The sequence below is a fragment of the Paenibacillus sp. JJ1722 genome (assembly GCF_048282685.1).
Taxonomy (GTDB): Bacteria; Bacillota; Bacilli; order Paenibacillales; family Paenibacillaceae; genus Paenibacillus; species Paenibacillus polymyxa_B.
Map to the genome: position 1 here is coordinate 1,251,386 of NZ_CP182500.1, position 13,806 is coordinate 1,265,191.

The 13,806-nt window shown below is 46.5% G+C and carries 13 protein-coding genes and 1 other annotated feature; of the genes, 7 read left to right on the top strand and 6 right to left on the bottom strand.

The features are described from left to right. Window positions 1-58 precede the first annotated feature (58 nt). Window positions 59-841 carry a TIGR02206 family membrane protein gene (locus tag ACM1ND_RS05660; RefSeq protein ID WP_264454085.1) on the top strand — a complete coding sequence of 261 codons (783 nt, stop codon included), beginning with the start codon at window positions 59-61 and terminating at the stop codon, window positions 839-841. A 112-nt stretch (window positions 842-953) separates the two neighbouring features. Here ACM1ND_RS05660 and ACM1ND_RS05665 read toward each other — a convergent pair whose 3' ends face one another. Continuing rightward, window positions 954-1,745: an SDR family oxidoreductase gene (locus ACM1ND_RS05665; RefSeq protein ID WP_023987312.1), complete on the bottom strand. Its 792-nt coding sequence runs from the start codon at window positions 1,743-1,745 to the stop codon at window positions 954-956. 258 nt (window positions 1,746-2,003) lie between these two features. Between ACM1ND_RS05665 and ACM1ND_RS05670 the strand changes: the two genes are divergently transcribed. Then, on the top strand, window positions 2,004-3,377 hold the full coding sequence (locus ACM1ND_RS05670) for an N-acyl-D-glucosamine 2-epimerase (RefSeq protein ID WP_418028007.1): 1,374 nt from the start codon (window positions 2,004-2,006) through the stop codon (window positions 3,375-3,377). A gap of 122 nt (window positions 3,378-3,499) precedes the next feature. Then, the gene (locus ACM1ND_RS05675; protein ID WP_053324781.1) at window positions 3,500-4,171 is read left to right on the top strand and encodes an MgtC/SapB family protein; all 672 of its coding nucleotides are present in this window, start codon (window positions 3,500-3,502) and stop codon (window positions 4,169-4,171) included. A gap of 226 nt (window positions 4,172-4,397) precedes the next feature. Here the strand turns inward: ACM1ND_RS05675 and ACM1ND_RS05680 are convergent, their stop codons facing one another. Together ACM1ND_RS05680 and ACM1ND_RS05685 are read right to left on the bottom strand one after the other, a co-directional pair. Then, window positions 4,398-5,075 (bottom strand): peptidylprolyl isomerase, encoded by a 678-nt coding sequence (locus tag ACM1ND_RS05680; protein WP_023987315.1) that lies wholly within the window; start codon window positions 5,073-5,075, stop codon window positions 4,398-4,400. A gap of 330 nt (window positions 5,076-5,405) precedes the next feature. Beyond that, window positions 5,406-5,663, bottom strand: coding sequence for a YqkE family protein (locus ACM1ND_RS05685; RefSeq protein WP_023987317.1), 258 nt, complete (start codon window positions 5,661-5,663; stop codon window positions 5,406-5,408). 131 nt (window positions 5,664-5,794) lie between these two features. On the opposite strand from ACM1ND_RS05685, the gene ACM1ND_RS05690 reads away from it, so the two are divergent. Both ACM1ND_RS05690 and ACM1ND_RS05695 read left to right on the top strand, forming a co-directional pair. After that, window positions 5,795-7,027, top strand: a complete 1,233-nt coding sequence (locus tag ACM1ND_RS05690; protein WP_023987318.1) for an MFS transporter — start codon at window positions 5,795-5,797, stop codon at window positions 7,025-7,027. 150 nt (window positions 7,028-7,177) lie between these two features. Beyond that, complete coding sequence (locus ACM1ND_RS05695) at window positions 7,178-7,357, top strand: aspartyl-phosphate phosphatase Spo0E family protein (protein WP_025723205.1); 180 nt, start codon at window positions 7,178-7,180, stop codon at window positions 7,355-7,357. Window positions 7,358-7,473: 116 nt separating this feature from the next. Here ACM1ND_RS05695 and ACM1ND_RS05700 read toward each other — a convergent pair whose 3' ends face one another. Next, entirely contained in the window at window positions 7,474-8,376 is a 903-nt protein-coding gene (locus ACM1ND_RS05700) for a DMT family transporter (protein ID WP_028543190.1), read from the bottom strand. Window positions 8,377-8,531: 155 nt separating this feature from the next. On the opposite strand from ACM1ND_RS05700, the gene ACM1ND_RS05705 reads away from it, so the two are divergent. After that, window positions 8,532-9,392, top strand: coding sequence for a TrmB family transcriptional regulator (locus ACM1ND_RS05705; protein ID WP_028543189.1), 861 nt, complete (start codon window positions 8,532-8,534; stop codon window positions 9,390-9,392). Between the two features lie 86 nt (window positions 9,393-9,478). Here the strand turns inward: ACM1ND_RS05705 and ACM1ND_RS05710 are convergent, their stop codons facing one another. Further along, window positions 9,479-11,101 (bottom strand): DUF1593 domain-containing protein, encoded by a 1,623-nt coding sequence (locus ACM1ND_RS05710; RefSeq protein ID WP_071559094.1) that lies wholly within the window; start codon window positions 11,099-11,101, stop codon window positions 9,479-9,481. A gap of 236 nt (window positions 11,102-11,337) precedes the next feature. Continuing rightward, window positions 11,338-12,420 (bottom strand): bifunctional 3-deoxy-7-phosphoheptulonate synthase/chorismate mutase, encoded by a 1,083-nt coding sequence (locus tag ACM1ND_RS05715; RefSeq protein ID WP_013309063.1) that lies wholly within the window; start codon window positions 12,418-12,420, stop codon window positions 11,338-11,340. Window positions 12,421-12,510: 90 nt separating this feature from the next. After that, window positions 12,511-12,782: a binding site (T-box leader), on the bottom strand. A gap of 161 nt (window positions 12,783-12,943) precedes the next feature. Here ACM1ND_RS05715 and ACM1ND_RS05720 point away from each other — a divergent pair. After that, complete coding sequence (locus ACM1ND_RS05720) at window positions 12,944-13,804, top strand: carbon-nitrogen hydrolase family protein (RefSeq protein ID WP_076264441.1); 861 nt, start codon at window positions 12,944-12,946, stop codon at window positions 13,802-13,804. Window positions 13,805-13,806 lie beyond the last annotated feature (2 nt).

The following is a 13,806-nucleotide window of genomic DNA, read 5'->3' on the forward strand; positions in this document are numbered from 1 at the left end:
GCTATTGGGTATAAAATAGAATGCAACGAAGAGAGAAAGAGATCAAAGGGGGCTAGCTATGGATAGGTCGTGGTCAGGGCCTTGGTTTGATGCCAATGCGCCAGAAGGGTTCGAGGCTTTTACTCCGTCACATGGGTTGGCTATATTGGGACTCATTGTATGCGCTTTGATGCTGTGGCTGACTCGGGGATGGATTCGATCGAACAAGCCTGTAAGCGAGGGAATTCGCTGGTTGTTAATTACAGTTCTCATTCTGTCAGAGGTGACTCTGAATATTTGGTATGTGATGCAGCATATTTGGGATGTCCAGACCTCATTGCCATTAGAACTGTGCAGTGTGACACTGCTGCTGTCTATCCTGATGCTTATTTTTCGAAGCCGCTGGTTATATCCGATCATCCTTTTTGCTGGAATTGGAGGGGCGCTCCAAGCCGTACTGACGCCTAATTTGGCATACACATTTCCGCATTATCGTTTTATCCATTTTTTCGTAGCTCATAGTGCTATTATTTTGGCAGCCTTGTATATGACCTGGATAGAAGGACTCAAACCGACATGGAAGAGTGTGGGGGGAGTTATGCTTTTTCTGAATGGCTTGGCGCTGATGGTGTGGATCGTAGACGATGCTCTCGGTGCTAACTACATGTTTCTAGCTGGAAAGCCGTCGACACCGTCGATATTGGATGTTTTGGGGCCATATCCTCTGTACATTCTGGCAGAAGAAGCCATTGCACTGCTGTTCTTTTCGCTTCTGATGCTGTTGTTCGAGGTGCTTCCAGGAGGCAGGCTGTATGTCCGCTTTCGCAAAGGAGCTCTGCATGGTGCTGACAGGTCGATATAAAGCCGTTGTAAAGCCATACAAAAGCAGCCTATTCCACAAGTATATGACTAGGGATAAGGCTGCTAAGAATGCCAAAACAGTAGTATGGGTATAACGTTCCCCATTCTAATACTTAACGCAGTAGTGATTCTGCTCCGTCTACATAAATTTCCGTACCCGATACATGAGATGACTCGTCTGAGGCGAGAAACAGGACCAGATTGGCAACCTGCTCTGGCTCACCAGGGGCATCCTCTAGCGGATGCTCTCCGCCCTTCGGAAATTCGACTGGAATTTGTACCTTCTTCAAGTCTTCCGAAGGGTACGTGTTATCGTCAATTTCCGTGTCGATGGCTCCCGGGCATATCGCGTTGACCCGGATTTTGTAACGTGCCAGCTCCAGTGCTGCCATTTTCATAAAAGCAACCTGAGCTGCCTTGGTGGAGGCGTAGGCTGAGAATCCAATACCTGAAAAGGTTCGATTACCGTTGATGGAGCTGGTAATGATAATGCTGCCGCCGCGTTCTTTCAGGTAAGGGACGGCATATTTAACGGTAGCAAAGGTGCCGCGAAGATTAATGTTCATCGTGCGGTCCCATTCCTCCAGTTCCAGTGTCTCGATAGGGGCCATCGTGCCGTTAATGCCTGCATTGGCGAATACTATGTCCAGCTTTCCGTACGTTTCCACGACTTTAGCGAACCCCTGCTGAATCATGTCCGGCTTGGAAATATCACATTCCAGCACAAGCGCCTCGCCGCCAGCCTGCTCAATGATTGCTTTGGTCTCCTCTGCATGCTTGGGTGTCCGATCCAGCATGACCACCTTGGCGCCTTGTTCTGCAAAACGGATCGCGGTTGCCTTGCCGATCCCTGAACCTCCACCACTGACCACTGCTATCTTCCCTTGCAATCTCTGCTCTGCCATTGACTATTCCTCCCATTCCGTTCATAAACTAAACCTGACTCGTTATTCCATACCTCTGTACGTTGATGGTGAAACAGTCACACTGGATTTCATCCCATTTGCGAAATATGGTAACATAGGCGAACCAGCAGGAACTTATAGCAAAAACATATAGCAGGAACAAGTATGGAGAAGACCGAGTGACGGAGGTGGATCGAATTGAGCTATAACGCAAATGACCGACCCGAATCGACAGACGCTATAGCACTGACCGGAAAAATGAAACCGTGGGCACTGAGCGGCCCCAGTATTCAAATCGATCCGTTGTTTCCCTATTACGCCAACCGTTCGCGGGACAGTATAGCAGATGAGATCGCCCTTGCGGGCTACCAGACCGTTCATTATTTTGTCGTGCGTGAAAATGAAGTGGATGGAGCGCTTGTTGCTGCTTTTCAACGCAGAGGCATAGCGGTGTGGGCAATGGTGCTAGGCAACGGTTCTTTTGGCGTGTCCCAGCTGCCGCCGGAGTGGAGAGAATGGCGCATGGAGCTGCTGCGCGAACCGAACGACGGATTTCAGCGGCTTTCGCATTTTGCTCAGGAGTATGTGGAATGGAAAAAGAAAGCCGCTGCCCGGCTCGTCACCGACATTCCGTTCGACGGGTTCGAGGTGGCGGAGCCTTATTTCCCCGAATGGAACGGGCTGCGCAGTGGAGTGTACGGGGATGTTGGGCCGCATGCACAGCGTGCCTTTCGCGAGCGTAGCGGTGAGGACATTCCGGATTTCCGCGACAAGCATGCGCGGAATTATTACCGGAAGGTTCCGAAGCTGTACGCGCAGTGGGTTGATCTGCGTGTGGACGCCGTGAACGGCCTGATCAGCGAGCTGGTGAACGGCGCGGGCGGTGTACGTGATGTCCGGCCGGACATCTGCGTGGCGACATGGTCGCTTGCTGTGAGCGGACGCGGCGATGTCCCAGGCCAGCTGCGGGAATGGCAGGGTCTGGACGCGGTAGCTATGATCGGGTGCGTCGCCCCGGATATGCACGTACTCCAGACCCATTGGCCGGACTGGATGCGCCGCCGTCTACCGCCACAGTATACCCGGGGCTATGCTCGCATCGCGCAGTCGATACGGGCCGCTTATCCGGGCCTGCCCCTCGGGGTGCAGGCGGATATTGGCTCCCTCGCGCGTATGGTACGTGACCGCGAGTGGACGCAGCGGTTTGGGGCTACCGCCCTTGAGGGCGGCTACGACGCCTGGACCGCCTATGAATACCATTTGGGTGGTTACATGTACGATGAGCCGCCCAAACCGCTTAAGGCGGAACGTTCAGCAGAAGATGAGGTAGTTATTTCTTTCAGCAAGCGGATTGCCACACCGTCTGTAGATGAGCTGCGTATTTGGAGCCGGGAGGACAGAGCAGGTACAACACGCGACCTGAGCCGCCATCTAAGGAGCGATTCACTAACGTTGCTGGAGCTTGTGGATGCCGTAGCAGACGGAAACCGTCTATTGCTGCGTATACGCAATTTACCAGCAGAGGCGTTCAGCTTGCGCCTTGATGGTGTGCAGGATACACCGGAGCTATGGCTGCTCAAGGGAAGGAAGGCACATCGCAATCTGCCGGAGAATGAAGTGAGGGTTCCTTAAAATTTGGGTAATAACAAAATAACAGCTGTATAAACGGCTCATTTGCCATAGCATTTTCGAATTGTATATATTTGAGGAGCAGCATCTTTTCAAAACATAAACGATAGTGGAGTGAAAAAAGTATGTGGGATTGGGATTACCTGATTCGGGTCATGTTTGCCGGACTATGCGGCGCCTTAATTGGCTATGAGCGCAAAAGTCGCATGAAAGAAGCGGGCATTCGCACCCATTTCATTGTCGGTATTGGCGCAGCGCTCATGATGGTGGTATCCAAATATGGTTTTCAGGATCAAACCGTCTGGTCGAACCTGTCGCTGGACCCTTCCAGAATAGCAGCACAGGTTATAAGTGGAGTCGGCTTTATTGGCGCAGGGATGATTTTTACACAAAAAAATAGAATCAAAGGGCTGACCACTGCCGCAGGCATCTGGACTACCGCCGGAATCGGTATTGCCGTAGGTGCAGGGATGTATGGGCTTGGTGCAGGTGTAACGCTGTTTATTTTAGCGGCTCAGTCCTTGCTCCATAGTCGTTTTTATCAGATGGCTACTCCGTCCACGCGACAAGTAGTTGTTCAGGTCGACAATGAGCCGGGCGTGCTGAATCGGATCAAAGAACTGCTGGAGCACAAGAAGCTGACGATTCACAGCTTTCACGTCGAGCGCATCAATAATGGTGAGCAGTTGGTTATTCATATGCTTGTAAAGCTGTCCCGGTCAGAGGGAGTGGAGGAACTGCTGTCACTGCTGCAAGAGATGGAAGGTATTCGTTCAGTCGAGACTAAGTCCAATTAGACGAATTTACTGCTCATACAGTAGCTTTTTTGTCGAACGCTGACAGACCCATTTAACAGTAAAAAACTTTAAAAATAATGATTGAAAACGCTTCCTTTTGTGTATATACTCTTACTACATCACAGAGACAGCAGCTTAGAAAGCATCAGGGGATAAGCAAAAACGACCTCATGCGTATGCACAAGGTCGTTGCTGTTATCCCGTTTTGAAAGACTGATTTGATGTCTTACTTTACTTTGACTGGAGCTGGATATTTTTTACCCAGCGTATCCACAGTGACTTTTTTCATCGTAGCCGGTTTGATCGGTTTGTCATTGCTATCTCGTTTGGAATTGACGATAGCATCGACCACATCCAACCCGGACGTTACTTTACCGAAAGCGGCATATTGACCGTCGAGGTAGTCCGCATCGGCAACCATGATGAAAAATTGCGATCCGGCCGAATCCAGATCCGCTGAGCGGGCCATGGATAATACGCCACGTGTATGTTTGAGTGTATTGTTAACACCATTGCTCTTGAATTCGCCTTTGATACTGTAGCCGGGGCCACCTGTACCGTTACCTTGCGGATCACCACCCTGAATCATAAAGCCTGGGATGACACGGTGGAAAATGGTACCGTTATAGGCTCCCTTTTGCACCAAAGAAATGAAGTTGTTAACCGTGTTCGGTGCTACTTCCGGATACAGCTCAAGCTTAATTTTCTTGCCATCATTCATGACAATCGTGACAATCGGATGGGAAACAGCCTTGCTTTTGTCTTTAGTCGCAGCAGGAGTTGTAGTGCTTGTCCGGCTGGCAGCTTCCACATCGGCCGCTTTTGTGCCGCATCCAGCAACCAGCACGAGCATGATGGCCAGCAGGCACAGCGTGTACCATGGGCGTATCGTTTTTCGGTTCATTGATATTCCTCCTGAAAGGTTGGATGGTGTAACATCCTAAATTATAGTTTGGGGGCAGCGCAGAACACTTTTCCATTTTCTATCATACCTTTTTTGCTGGGGATAAGGAAATACGGGTTTGAAAGCCGTATTCTTGACCCATACTGCTGCTATTCCCAAGGAAAGGGGCAGGATCATGATGGAGGTAGACAAAAAGCTGGCGAAAGGTCTCATATGGGGTATGGCGTTCAGTCTGCCGGTTTGGGTAGGGGTGCTGTACTCAGTACAACATATTCGTGACTGGCTATAACATAAAGCGTAAAGATAGGCCAAAACCGTTGTGGTTTTGGCTTATTTATATTTGTGCCAGTCCAAATTGCTGTTATTCAGTAGATGCTCGAAGTTGTTATCCAGCTTCTTCTGTTCAGCTTTTTTTGCTTCGACGGCACGCTGCCGTTCGTCTTCTTTACGCTTGTCCTGTTCTGCTTGGGCTTCATTGGCTTGAGCCTTAAGCTTATTCAGCACATCCTGACTCAACAGATCTTTTAACGTAGCAGGTTTGTCCTGAGCCGCAGGAGCAGGGGAAGACGAATTTCTCTTCTTAGCCATGTCATCATCTCCATTCCATTCGATTATATCAGCTTCTGCACGGTTGTTCCACGATTGAAGGATGAGCTGGGCGGTAGACTTTTCTAATTTAGAGGGTAATAATGGAATGAGCAGAAGGGACGTGTGGCATCATGCATCTATATTGGAAGCGAAACCTGGTCATTTTGTGGATTGGAGTATTGTTTTGCAGCATGGCCTATTCCGTGTCTATTCCGTTTTTACCTATTTTTCTGAATACGGAAATGGGCGTAAATGATCATCTGGAACTGTGGTCGGGGATTGCCTTTGGAGTCACTTTTTTAGCCAGCGCGCTGATTGCCCCATTTTGGGGTTCGCTTGCAGATAAGTATGGACGTAAGCCGATGTTGATTCGTTCAGGCTTTAGCCTGGCGGTGTTGTACCTGATATGTGCTTTTGTGACAGATCCGTATGTGTTCGTAGGAGTACGGTTGTTTCAAGGCCTTCTATCCGGGTTTATTCCTGCTGCGATTGCGCTGGTCGGAACGGGCTCGCCTGAGGAGAAAACCGGCTATGCACTCGGTATTATGGCGACCGCTGGGGCGACAGGCAGCATTATAGGTCCGCTGATTGGCGGTGTAGTGAGCCATTATTATGGCAATCGAAATGCCTTTTTTTTCTCTGCAGCTCTTGTGCTGGTATCTGCGTTAATCGCGACTTTTGGCGCTAGAGAGGACAGCTTCAAGGGAACCAGTACCCGCTCGCATGTTCGTGATGATATCAAGGAGGCTATTGCTAATCGGCCTTTGTGCTTTTTGCTTATTCTGGCGGGATTAAGTACCTTTTCCGTCATGATATTGGAACCGTTAATTACGGTATATGTGCTTGAAATGGGAGTTGACCGTAGCCGGGCGTCTTTAAGTTCCGGGATTGTATTCTCAGCCGTTGGTATTGCGGCGGTGCTCATGGCTCCCCGATGGGGACGGATTGGAGGCCGGACCGGATTTGCACACGTGCTGCTGATTGGACTGATCGGTTCGGGAATCGGGAACATCTTACAATTTTTTGTAACCAACTTTGTTGGTTTTGGTGCGCTTCGGTTTGGATATGGATTGTTTTATGCGTCCGTCATGCCGGCTATCAACGCAATGACTGTGGAGGTCACCAAGCCGGAGTTTCGCGGACGAGCCTTTAGCTTGAGCCAATCAGCTACTCAACTCGCGACCATGGCGGGGCCGTTGATTGGCGGTATGCTTGGCAGCTGGATGCCAATCCGCTGGATCTTTGTGTTAAACGGTGGCATACTGCTGCTTGCAGCGTTGTTGCTATGGGCGAAGGGAAAAAACGTGTTCCCGGTTTCAGCCAGGAAGAACGTGACGGATCAGGATATTCATTCTGCCGGATAAGCGAATCACACAGGATTGTCTAAGAGGACAACCTTAGAGCTCATAGAGCAGGTCTTTTTTTGTGCGATTAGATAATTATCCCAAACCTTTACTTTTAGTATACTTATTCATAACCCTCTACACTGATAATATGACAAGGAGGGATATATTATGATAAGAGACGACATTTTGCGTCAACAGCTTGAGAAAGCTCGTCAAAAGCTGTATATTTTGCAAGCAAAACATGGCTTTAATCATGCCAGTGTGCTCAGACAGTCTGTAATTATGGATAACCTCATCAATCAATATAACCACCTTTTTTATATAAAAGAAAAAAAGCCGACTGCATAAATGCAACCGACTGGGCGAGAAACTTTTGGTGAGGTCACTCGCCCTTGTACTGTAGCGCTAATACCTATACAACGATGCTTATCTTAACTTCTATAACTAGTGTGCAATCTATCATTTTAGGTACGGTTCGTTTGATGAGCACTCAGTAGGACACCTATAATGACGACCAAACCACCAATGATTTGGCGCCATGTAATCGTTTCTTGCAAAAGCAACACAGAAAATAAGACTCCAAATATCGGAACCAAATTCATCAGAGAAACGGAACTGCTCGGTGACAGCTTGATTAATCCGTAATTGTAAAGCAAAAATGCGATAACGGAGCAGAATACGCCCAGATATACTAACAACATAAACGATCCTGTTGTCGGAGCCTGCCAACTATCCTTTTCTAATAGAGCCAACGGTATAAAAAAGATACTTCCTGCAACAGTTTGATAAAAAGATAACGTCACAGGCGGATATTTGTCCACTACCTTGCGCGTCATGAAAGTGTAAAACGCCCACGCAAAACCCGTTCCAATCAATATTAAATTTCCGATTAGTTGATTCTTATTAGCCGAACTTTCGCCAACTGAAGTCAAGAAATATACCCCGATCATGGCCAGTGCTATGCCGCAAATTTTATATTTGGATATTTTCACTTTATACAAAATAAGTTCAAGCAGCGATGTAATTGCGGGATATGATGCAACAATTAATGCTGCGTTGGAAGCGGTAGTCAAGCTAACCCCTATATTCTCCATTGAAAAATAGAGAGTGATTCCCAAAACACCACTAAACGAAATCGTAGCCAAATCTTTTGGCTTTACTTTGATATGTTCTTTTTTAATCAGCAAAACGATACCTAGCACAACGGAAGCTATAATAAATCTGGATAGACCCAAGGTAAGAGGGGGGAACGTCGTGTAGGCTGCTTTGGTGGCAATAAACGATGTACTCCAGATCAATAGGGCCAGAATCGTAGAACCGTAGTAAATCCGGCTGCTTTCGCTGTGATGAGCTATGACTTTGTTCAAGTTAAATCCTCCCTGAGGTAATTCCCTGTGAAATGATAATAGTAGCTACTAAAGTGACTACTATAAAAACGTTACTAAAAAGATAGTGTGTATATCAGTTTTTGTCAAGGGGAAGTGATATAGTAAGGATGAACACGAATTGAGGAGAAGACGTCATGAAACCAAAACCAAATATATTAGAAATTCTACGGGATTTGAATTTTAGTGAATATGAAGCCAAGGCTTATGTGACCTTATTGGAAAGCTCTCCACTTTCGGGATACGCCGTTTCATTGAATTCCGGGGTACCGAGATCCAAAATTTACGAGGTTTTGTCTGGAATGGTCAGCCGTGGGGATATCATGGTCAGTCAAGAAAATACGCCTCTGTATGTGCCGCTCCCGCCACATGAATTGATTGCCCAGAGAAAACGCAAAGCAGAGCAGATTTTCAATGTGGCGCAAGAGAGTTTGGAGCAGTACACAGCATCATTTCAAAATAGAGAGAATATTTGGAATATTTCGGGGTATGAAGCCATTATCAATCGCATAAATGAAGGGGTAAAGGGAGCAAAACACCGAATTTTATTGGAAATTTGGAAAGAGGATGCCGAGGTGTTCCGAGATGCCTTAGAGCAAGTCGCTCAACAAGGAATTGAAGTGATCATTGTAGCGTATGGGGAGCTTAATTTTGATTTCGCTACTGTTTACCGCCATGATATGAGTGAGGAGATTACGTCTGAAATTGGTGGTCGGTGGATTGTACTTAGCGTAGACGACAGGGAGGTCGTAGCTGGCATACTTTCACTTGGAGATGACAGCCGCGCTGCATGGACGTTGCATCCGGGTCTGGTGATGCCGATTACAGAAGTGATTATTCATGATATTTATATCATGGAAATCCTATATGAGTTCCGTGAACAATTAGAGGCGAAATTCGGCCCTAATCTAATTCATCTTCGCAATAAATTTGCTATGGGTCCGAATGGCAAAGGATATTATGTTCCTTTGACTGAAAAAAGCATTAAACGTGTATAGAGATTGTCTGAGTTCCGATGTGCAAAAATAAACAGGCCCATGGAGTGTTATTCCATGAGCCTAATTTTATTGGGTGTTGTGTTCAATTATTTTACGGTTACAATCACACGTTGATAATGCTTTAAAGGATGTTTTCCATTGTCCTGTACTTCTGCAATGATATGAAGCGTATTCCCTGACTTAGCATCTGCAGGAACTGTGAAACTAACTGCATTCGTATCACTACCTTGCAAGTCAATCGTGTTTACTTTCTCGCCTTTAGCTACTTCTCGATGAAGCCCAAGCTGCATTTCCCCCAGCAATTCAGGTTTAACTTGTGCTGGTTTTACTTTAGAATCCTCATACGTGTCTGCTTCAAAATATCTCCACCATTTATAGGTCAATTGATTACCGTCGGGATCTGAACCTTCTGCATGCAGGGTTATTTTCTCCCCTGGACTAGCGGTTAGGTCTAATCCTTCTTTAATGGTCAACGTTGGATTGTGGTTGGCATCTTTGTAGTCGGATGCAATAGCCCAATCTGCACGAGCAGCAAAGTCATTTTGAATATCATCAAACCAACGCATCAGAGAATACTCTGCTTCGAATTTTTTCGTATGCACATCATAATCTAACACGGTATTTCTAAATAATTTATCGTTAACGACACCGAAACGACCTCCCCAGCCACCATAGGTTGGGTTTTCCATACTCCGCAATCCGTTATCAATTAAATAGAAGAAGGATGGAGAATCACCTTCAGAAATAAAGTCATACTTGTCGTATTGTGGATTTTTCTTTAAGTAGGCTTCACTGCCTCTTTGTTCTTCATCCAACTCGCCTTTGATGATATTGCCATCGCCCATCAAGGCATACATATTGAGCAACTTGCCATGACCATCTTTAATATTTTTGAAGTTCCATTCCCCGTGCAACTTGCTGTTTACTTCTTCTGTGTGCATTTTCCAAGCATAAGCGAAATGCCAGAAGTTAGATTGATCATTAATAATTCTGATGTCAGGCCAATTTTTAGCGATGTAATTATTGTAGCTATCGTCCTGGTCCAGAATGATGTACAGTACGAGTTTATCACTTACTTTTTTTCGAATCGTTTCCCATTGATCTGTATTTTTATATTCGTCTTCAATGGACTTTAAAGCTCTGGCCGTGGTATTGGTTCCACCCCAAGTTTGTACGTACAAATCTCTTTTGTCATCGTCCAGGAAAAGTGTTTTAAGGAAATTGGAGCCTTCCGTTTCTTTGTCCATTTCACCTTTATTTGAAATGTTACCTATTTTGGTAACGCTCTTGATATATTCAGGCTTTGGATATCCCTCGGCATGTTTGATTAAGTTGGGGTAAATCTCTCCGTAGGCATCAATCATGTCCGTTACCCATTGCGTTCCGGTCCATCTAAATGGCTTGATGCCAGCCTTTTCATCACCTGCATAATGATATACGGAGCTAGTCAGTACAATCCCCGACAAATCCATTTCATTGGAGTAAAGAAGAAAGCGAATGACAGAGTTCATATCATCTACTTCTCCATCGGTAGTGATTACCGTTCTGGCCTTGGTTGCTTTATTTTCTACTTTATTTTCCGTTTGTTTTTCTGTTGGAGCAGCGCTTTCATCCTTCACAACGGCGGGAGCCTTACTACTACAGCCACTGATGATCAAAATACAAATCATGGCTAATAAAAAAATGCTTAACCCTTTTCTTTCTCTCATTTCTGTTCCCCTCTCTGAACGTTCCTATGATGTTTTTTTAGGATTATAACCATGTAGGTATTCTTTTTATTCAAGAATTAGGCATAAAAAAAACCTAAACATATATATGCCTCAACAAAAGTCGAGCATACATACATTTAGGTTTTGCCTGCATGATCAGTCACAATCCTGATTCAATTTTACATCATTGTCCGAGAAAATGAAAGCGGTTTATGAATCCCGGCATAAAATTAGTTTTACGCTTTGAATAAACCGGATTCTTTAACTTCAGACAGGAAGTTGTGGAACTCAGGAATGTTCAGCTGTTGCTGAGCATCGGACAAAGCGACTGCTGGGTTTGGATGGACTTCCACCATGATACCGTCGGCTCCAGCAGCCAAGGCAGCTTTGGCGCAAGGAGCCAGGATGTCCTTACGTCCTGTGGAGTGAGTCACGTCCACCAATACAGGCAGATGGCTTTCCTTTTTCAAAATCGGAACAGCGGAAATATCCAGCGTGTTACGCGTCCATTTTTCGTACGTACGGATACCGCGTTCAATCAGCATGACTTGCGTGTTACCACGGGAAACGATGTATTCAGCAGCATGAAGGAACTCTTCCATTGTGGCAGCCAGTCCGCGTTTGAGCAGAACCGGAGTTCTGGTTTCACCCGCAGCTTTGAGCAATTCAAAGTTGTGCATGTTGCGCGCGCCAATTTGGATAATATCGATGTATTGGATGGCTTCCTCCAAATGTCTTGGATCGACGATTTCACTGATTGTAGCCAGCCCGAACTCGTCGCCTACACGTTTGAGAATTTGCAGTCCTTCCACGCCCAGTCCTTGGAAATCATACGGGGACGTACGTGGTTTGAACGCACCACCACGCAGAATCGGCACACCGGCTTCCTTGAGAGCCGCACCTACTTCGCGAGTTTGCTGGTAGCTTTCGACCGAGCAGGGACCTGCAACCATGATGGAGGCTTTGCCGCCCACCAGCGTATCTTTAACCTTGATAACTGTGCTATCCGGTTGATTTTTGCGGCTGACGATCAGATGTTTTTTGTGTTCTTCTTTTTGATAGTTCAAAGAAGCCTTGAAAATATTTTTGAACAGCTGGCGAATCGTAGCATCGTCAAAAGGCCCACGGTTAGCCGCGATCAGCTTGTCCAGCATTTGTTGCTCACGTACCGGATCAAAGTCAGGTACCCCTTGAGCTTCCTTCAATTTTCCAAGTTGTCCCGCCAGTTCAGCGCGTTGGGACAGCAACTCCAGCAATTGCAAATTTGTAGCATCGAGCTGTTCACGCAGCAGCTCCAAAGAATTTTCATTTGTAGACATACAGTACTACATCCTTCCCGAATTTAAATTTGTTTTTTCTGTCAGACCATAGACTTTTCTTGCAGAAAATAACACAAAAAGGCACTCGTCGCAAGGGACGAATGCCGTGGTACCACCCTAATTACAGAAGTATACATACGAATCGTCAACGTCGTTCAGTCGACGGCAGTAACTTCTGAGCTTGATGCCCGTAACGGGGGCTTCCGGAAACCTCTACTGCGGACAAAGGAATGAATCCTTCTGTTGGTTCAAGGCTCGACTCGGGAGTGAATTTCAACGCGGGATTGCGGTACGCTCTCAGCAATTCGTACCTTTCTGTGGGAATCCGTTAGACGTTTACTTGTCTCCGTCACTGTCTTTGTTCATGGTATTCAAAAGATTTGACCTTATTTTAAACAAAGTAGGTGCAGAAGGCAAGCCCTGATTATCAGGTTCAGTTTTCGCACCGTTTTGAATCGGTTATAATGTGAACAGCAACGGGACCCCCTTGCAATCTAAAAGACGTGATGTCCGAGGAGGAATTATGAGCAAAATCAGAGTATCGGCGGTTCAATATCATCTGCATACGATTGACTCATTCGAGCAATTTGCCCTGCAATCGGAGCATTATATCAAAACAGCGGAGGAATTTGGCGCGGAATTTGTTCTGTTTCCCGAGTTTTTTACGACCCAGCTTATGTCGATTGGTGATAGTAAAGGCAAAGCTCTGACGATCAACTACCTGCCGGATTTTACGGACCTGTACCTTGAATTATTCACTTCGTTCGCACGTCGAACCGGGATGCATATTATCGGTGGCACTCATGTAGTTAGGAGAAACGAACGTTTATATAATACGGCACATTTGTTTTACCCGGACGGGCGTGTGGCCACTCAGGACAAAATTCACATTACACCGACAGAGGTGCATGAATGGAATATGGCTCCCGGTGAGGGGCTGAATGTGTTTGAGACGTCCAAGGGCACCATAGCGATGCTGACCTGCTATGATATTGAATTTCCCGAAATCGTTCGCATGGCGAAGGCCAAGGGAGCAGATATTATTTTCTGTCCTTCCTGTACGGACGATCGTCACGGATTTTACCGGGTACGATATACAAGCCACGCCAGAGCGGTTGAAAATCAGGTGTATGTCGTTTTAACGGGAACTGTCGGCGCTTTGCCTACGGTTGATTTTATGCGTGCCAATTATGGACAAGCCGCAGTCATTACACCCAATGACATTCCTTTTCCGCCACGCGGCATTATGGTGGAGGGTGAACTGAACAACGATATGATTGTGACAGCAGATCTCGATTTGCAGCTGTTGTACGATGTGCGCGAGCGGGGCTCGGTTACAACCTGGCGTGACCGTAGAACAGATTTATACACAGACTGGAGCTAATG

Excerpts from the sequence above, each read along its gene's own strand:
- ACM1ND_RS05690 (WP_023987318.1), top strand. The coding sequence starts at position 5,795 with ATGCATCTATATTGGAAGCGAAACCTGGTCATTTTGTGGATTGGAGTA.
- ACM1ND_RS05680 (WP_023987315.1), bottom strand. The coding sequence starts at position 5,075 with ATGAACCGAAAAACGATACGCCCATGGTACACGCTGTGCCTGCTGGCC.
- ACM1ND_RS05705 (WP_028543189.1), top strand. The coding sequence starts at position 8,532 with ATGAAACCAAAACCAAATATATTAGAAATTCTACGGGATTTGAATTTT.
- ACM1ND_RS05665 (WP_023987312.1), bottom strand. The coding sequence starts at position 1,745 with ATGGCAGAGCAGAGATTGCAAGGGAAGATAGCAGTGGTCAGTGGTGGA.
- ACM1ND_RS05715 (WP_013309063.1), bottom strand. The coding sequence starts at position 12,420 with ATGTCTACAAATGAAAATTCTTTGGAGCTGCTGCGTGAACAGCTCGAT.
- ACM1ND_RS05710 (WP_071559094.1), bottom strand. The coding sequence starts at position 11,101 with ATGAGAGAAAGAAAAGGGTTAAGCATTTTTTTATTAGCCATGATTTGT.
- ACM1ND_RS05720 (WP_076264441.1), top strand. The coding sequence starts at position 12,944 with ATGAGCAAAATCAGAGTATCGGCGGTTCAATATCATCTGCATACGATT.
- ACM1ND_RS05670 (WP_418028007.1), top strand. The coding sequence starts at position 2,004 with ATGAAACCGTGGGCACTGAGCGGCCCCAGTATTCAAATCGATCCGTTG.
- ACM1ND_RS05675 (WP_053324781.1), top strand. The coding sequence starts at position 3,500 with ATGTGGGATTGGGATTACCTGATTCGGGTCATGTTTGCCGGACTATGC.
- ACM1ND_RS05695 (WP_025723205.1), top strand. The coding sequence starts at position 7,178 with ATGATAAGAGACGACATTTTGCGTCAACAGCTTGAGAAAGCTCGTCAA.
- ACM1ND_RS05685 (WP_023987317.1), bottom strand. The coding sequence starts at position 5,663 with ATGGCTAAGAAGAGAAATTCGTCTTCCCCTGCTCCTGCGGCTCAGGAC.
- ACM1ND_RS05660 (WP_264454085.1), top strand. The coding sequence starts at position 59 with ATGGATAGGTCGTGGTCAGGGCCTTGGTTTGATGCCAATGCGCCAGAA.